General features: G+C 72.0%; 6 protein-coding genes. 4 read left to right on the top strand and 2 right to left on the bottom strand.

The features are described from left to right. The 4 genes from KBX53_RS22105 to KBX53_RS22090 form a co-directional block, all read left to right on the top strand. Positions 1-313: sensor histidine kinase (locus KBX53_RS22105; RefSeq protein ID WP_369010008.1), on the top strand; the 313-nt coding region annotated here is incomplete at its 5' end. Next, complete coding sequence (locus tag KBX53_RS22100; protein ID WP_030336898.1) at positions 310-1026, top strand: response regulator transcription factor; 717 nt, start codon at positions 310-312, stop codon at positions 1024-1026. The genes KBX53_RS22105 and KBX53_RS22100, both read left to right, overlap by 4 nt. An 81-nt stretch (positions 1027-1107) precedes the next feature. Beyond that, positions 1108-2001, top strand: a complete 894-nt coding sequence (locus KBX53_RS22095; RefSeq protein WP_030336897.1) for an ABC transporter ATP-binding protein — start codon at positions 1108-1110, stop codon at positions 1999-2001. Beyond that, positions 1998-3059 carry an ABC transporter permease gene (locus KBX53_RS22090; protein WP_030336895.1) on the top strand — a complete coding sequence of 354 codons (1062 nt, stop codon included), beginning with the start codon at positions 1998-2000 and terminating at the stop codon, positions 3057-3059. Before KBX53_RS22095 ends, KBX53_RS22090 begins: the two co-directional genes overlap by 4 nt. A gap of 116 nt (positions 3060-3175) precedes the next feature. On the opposite strand, the gene KBX53_RS22085 is transcribed toward KBX53_RS22090, so the two are convergent. Beyond that, positions 3176-3796: a DUF402 domain-containing protein gene (locus KBX53_RS22085; protein ID WP_210861396.1), complete on the bottom strand. Its 621-nt coding sequence runs from the start codon at positions 3794-3796 to the stop codon at positions 3176-3178. A 115-nt stretch (positions 3797-3911) separates the two neighbouring features. Then, on the bottom strand, positions 3912-4664 hold the full coding sequence (locus tag KBX53_RS22080; RefSeq protein WP_030336891.1) for a YebC/PmpR family DNA-binding transcriptional regulator: 753 nt from the start codon (positions 4662-4664) through the stop codon (positions 3912-3914). Positions 4665-4958: the final 294 nt, after the last annotated feature.

Genomic DNA, 4958 nt, shown 5'->3' with positions numbered 1-4958 from the left:
GGAGGCGGTGACCAACACCCTGAAGCACGCCGGAGCGAACCTGTTGGACGTGCGGGTCCGCTACCTGGCCCGCGAGGTGGAGGTCGACGTGACCGACGACGGACGGGGCGGCGGCCGGGCCGACAGCGTCGGGTTGGGACTGATCGGGATGCGCGAACGGGTCGGCGCCCACGACGGCGACCTGGAGGCCGGGCCGCGGGCCGGCGGCGGTTGGCGGGTACGCGCCCGCTTCCCCCTGGCGGCCCCGATCAGCCCGCAGCCGAGGCCGAGCGACAGGCAGCAGGCGGCAGCCGGCGCGGGGCCGTCGGCATGAGCGCGGCGGCACACCACACACCGGACACCGGCCCGACGGTCCGGGTCCTGCTCGCCGACGACCAGCACCTGGTCCGTACCGGCTTCCGGGTCATCCTGGAGGTGGAGGACGACATCGAGGTGGTCGGTGAGGCCGCCGACGGCGAACGGGCCGTCGCGATGGCCCGGGCCACCCGCCCGGACGTCGTACTCATGGATGTGGAGATGCCCGGGATGGACGGCCTGGAGGCCACCCGGCAGATCACCGCCGACGGGCCCGGTGGGCCGGCCGTGCTGATCCTCACGACCTTCGACCGCGACGACTATCTCTTCGCCGCGCTGCGGGCCGGGGCCAGCGGCTTCCTGCTCAAGAACGGCACGCCGGAGGAGCTGGTCGAGGCGATCCGGGTGCTGGCCAGGGGCGACGGTCTGCTCGCTCCGGAGATCACCCGCCGGGTGATCTCCACCTTCGCCCGACCCGGCGACCCGACAGGCACCGCCCACCGGGGCCCGGACGCCGAGGCCGCGTTGGCCGAGCTGACCCCGCGCGAGCGGGAGGTGCTGATGCTGCTCGCCGCCGGGTCGAGCAACGCCGAGATCGCCACGACCATCCACCTGGGCGAGGCGACGGTGAAGACGCACGTGAGTCGGGTGCTGGCCAAACTCGGCCTGCGTGACCGGGTGCAGGCAGTGGTCTTCGCGTACGAGAACGGGGTGGTCCGCCCCGGCGGGTGACCGGCGTCCACCGCCCGGCGGACCCGCCCGCTCCGCCGCCGGGCGGACGGCGCAACGGCGTACTCGATCTAGCATCAGCGCGTGACCAGAACGCTTCGCCTCGACGGCGTCGACCGCAGCTTCGGCGACCGGCAGGTGCTCAACAACGTGTCCTTCGAGGTGGCTGCCGGGCGGATGACCGGCTTCGTGGGCGCCAACGGCGCCGGCAAGACCACCACCATGCGGATCATCCTGGGGGTGCTCTCCGCCGACGCGGGCGAGGTCAGTTGGGGTGGCACGGCGCTGACCCGGCAGGACCGCCGACGCTTCGGGTACATGCCGGAGGAGCGCGGCCTCTACCCGAAGATGACCACCCGGGAGCAGGTCGCCTACCTGGGCCGGCTGCACGGCCTGGACGCCGCCGCGGCACGCCGTGCCACCGACGCCCTGCTGGAGCGGGTCGGGCTCGGTGAACGCGGAAACGACCTGCTGGAGACGCTGTCGCTGGGCAACCAGCAACGCGCGCAGATCGCCGCCGCGCTGGTGCACGACCCCGAGGTGCTGGTGCTCGACGAGCCGTTCTCCGGGCTCGACCCGCTGGCCGTCGACACCGTCGTCGCCGTGCTGCGGGAACGGGCGTCGGCCGGCGCGCCCGTGCTCTTCTCCAGTCACCAGCTCGACGTCGTGGAGCGCCTCTGCGACGACCTGGTGATCATCGGGGACGGGGTGATCCGGGCCGCCGGCAGCCGGCAGCAGCTGCGCGACTCGTACACGGTGCCCCGCTACGAGCTGGTGGTCGCCGCCGACGCCGGTTGGGTACGCGACCACCCCGGGGTGACAGTGGTCGAGCTGGACGGCCCCCGGGTGGTCTTCGACCTGCCGGCCGGCGCCGACGAGCAGCCCGTCCTCCAGGCGGCTCTGGCCCGCGGCCCGGTCCGCGCCTTCCGCCCGGTCAGCCCCTCGCTCACCGAGATCTTCCGAGAGGTCACCCAGTGAACGTCACCCAGGCCACCCGGCTGGTCGCCGAACGCGAGATCCGCGTCAAGCTCCGCGACCGCACCTTCCTGTTCGGCACCCTCTTCTTCCTGCTGATCGCGGCGGCCGGCACCATCCTGCCGCCGTTGCTCGCCGGCGGGCCGTCCACCGTCGCGGCGACCGAGAGCGTGGCCGCGCCGCTGCGCGCCGCCGGGCTGGAGGTCCAGGTCGTCCCCGACGACCGGGCCGCCGAGCGGGCCGTCCGCGACGGCGACGTGGACGCAGCGGTGGTCGGCGGACCCGCCGTCGTGGCCATGGACGAGGCCCCCGACGACGTGGTGCGGGCCCTGAGCAGCCAGCCGACCGTACGCCTGCTCGACCCGGACGCGGTCAACCCCGTGGTGGCGTTCCTGGTGCCGTTCGTCTTCGCGTTCGTCTTCTTCATCACCTCGCAGACCTTCGGCCTGCAGATCGCGCAGAGCGTCACCGAGGAGAAGCAGACCCGGATCGTGGAGATCCTGGTGGCCGCCGTGCCGGTCCGGGCCCTGCTGGCCGGCAAGGTGGTGGCCGGCGCGATCCTGGCGTTCGCGCAGATCGCCTTGATCGCGGTGGTGGCGGTGATCGGGCTGCAGATGGGTGACAGCGGGGGCCTGCTCACCCTGCTCGCCCCGGCGATCGGCTGGTTCGTGCCGTTCTTCCTGCTCGGCTTCGTGCTGCTCGCCGCGATGTGGGCGGCGGCCGGCGCGCTGGCCAACCGGCAGGAGGACATCGCCGCCGTGTCGACACCGGTGCAGTTCGCCGTGATGCTGCCGTTCTTCGCGGTGATCTTCCTGAACGACAACGACACCGCGATGCGGGTGCTGTCCTACCTGCCGTTCTCGTCGCCCACGGCCATGCCGCTGCGACTGTTCACCGGTGACGCGGCCGGTTGGGAACCGATCGTCTCGCTGGTCATCCTGCTGCTCGCCGCCGGCGCGTTCGTGGTCGCCGGGGCCCGGGTGTACGAGGGGTCGCTGCTGCGCACCAACGGCCGAACCTCCCTGCGTACCGCCTGGCGGGAACGGGAGACCATCGGCTGAGCAGTACGGTTCGCCGGTGCGGGCGTCGGTGTCCTGATCGGATGCCGGCGCCCGTCGCCGTGCGACACCGTTCCGCGCGATCGGACGCCGGCGACCTGACGGTCCCGGCGGGCCGCTCAGCGCGCGGGTGGCACCCGGTCCCAGCCGGCGGGCAGCCGCGGGGCCGACCAGGCGGGGTCGGGCTGCCACCTGGCCCATGCCGGGTCCCACCAGCGCTCACCCGCGTCGAGCAGGGCGGCGACCCGGTCACCCTCGGCCTGGATGGCGTCCCCCATTCCCGGGTAGCGCCCCTCGACGAGGCGCTGGGCGAACATCTCCACGTCCTTCCAGACGTACCGGTCGGCGTCCGCGGCCCACCACAGGTCCAACTCGTGGTCCAGGGTGTCCACCCCGATCGACGTACGCCGCACCGGGTCCTGAAGGTTGAAGTACCAGCCGGCGAAGTCGCGCCCCGGGCCCGACCAGAACACGTCGATCGAGTGCGCCTCACCGGGGCGTTGCAGCATCAGCTTGCCGTGCCCCGACCAGGAGTGGTGCCCGGCGGCCTCCCACGGGTGCCGCCCGCACGGGAACACCCCGTCGGCCGGGAAGCCGAACTCGGCCCCCGGCGGGAGATAGAGGACGAGCAGGTCGGCGGAGTCCTCGACGCAGATCGTCGGGCAGCCGAACCAGACCTCCCCGCGCAGCACCTCACGCCGGATGACCGTGTCGCCGGCCGCGAACCGCTGCACCACCACGGCACCTCCTCACCGCCCACCAACCCCACCGCGATCGTGCACTCTCGACCAGCGATCTGTCCTGTCCGGCCCGGTCGGGGCAGACAGTGCCCGATCGCGGCGGGCGGAGGCGGGCTCAGGCGTCGACCGCCGCCATCACGTCGTCACTGACGTCGAAGTTGGCGTAGACGTTCTGGACGTCGTCGCAGTCCTCCAGCACGTCGATCAGCTTGAAGATCTTGCGCGCGCCCTCTTCGTCAAGTGGCACGTTGACGCTGGGGATCAGGGAGGACTCGGCCGACTCGTACTCGATGCCGGCATCCTGCAGGGCCGTCCGCACCGGGATCAGGTCGGTCGGCTCGGAGACCACCTCGTACGCCTCGCCGATGTCGTTGACCTCTTCGGCACCGGCGTCCAGGACGGCGAGCATCACGTCGTCCTCGGTGGTGCCCTCCTTGGGGACGATCACCACGCCCTTGCGGGAGAACATGTACGACACCGAGCCGGCGTCGGCGAGCGAGCCGCCGTTGCGGGTCAGCGCGGTCCGTACCTCGGTGGCCGCCCGGTTGCGGTTGTCGGTGAGGCACTCGATGAGCATGGCCACGCCGTTCGGGCCGTACCCCTCATACATGATCGTCTGCCAGTCGGCGCCGCCGGCCTCCAGGCCGGAGCCGCGCTTGACGGCGCGATCGATGTTGTCGTTCGGCACCGAACTCTTCTTCGCCTTCTGGATGGCGTCGAAGAGCGTCGGGTTACCCGAGGGGTCACCGCCGCCGGTGCGCGCGGCCACCTCGACGTTCTTGATCAGCTTGGCGAACATCTTGCCGCGCTTGGCGTCGATGACGGCCTTCTTGTGCTTGGTCGTCGCCCACTTTGAGTGGCCGGACATCTTCTACCTCCGTCTGTCATTGCACGCCTGCGTCGACTGCCGCACCGATTCCGCGCCGCATCCGGCGATCCGGCGGCCGATCGGCCCCGCGGGAAGTGCCCGCGCCGGGCGACGGCCCTGCCGAACCGCGGCAATCTTACCGAGGCCACACCCCGCCATGTCACACCCGGGACTGCCCGGGGCACCCGGTGCGCCTCCAGCGGGGATGACGACCGGTGCAGACCCCACGCCAAGATCTTGCTCGAACCAGGAAGTAGTGGCCTCCCCGGCACGCCGACACCACTACATCCATGT

Source organism: Micromonospora sp. M51, from assembly GCF_018070305.1.
GTDB lineage: Bacteria > Actinomycetota > Actinomycetes > Mycobacteriales > Micromonosporaceae > Micromonospora > Micromonospora parva.
The sequence above is the reverse complement of the archived record's forward strand: the minus strand, read 5'-3'. Positions and strand labels throughout refer to the sequence as shown.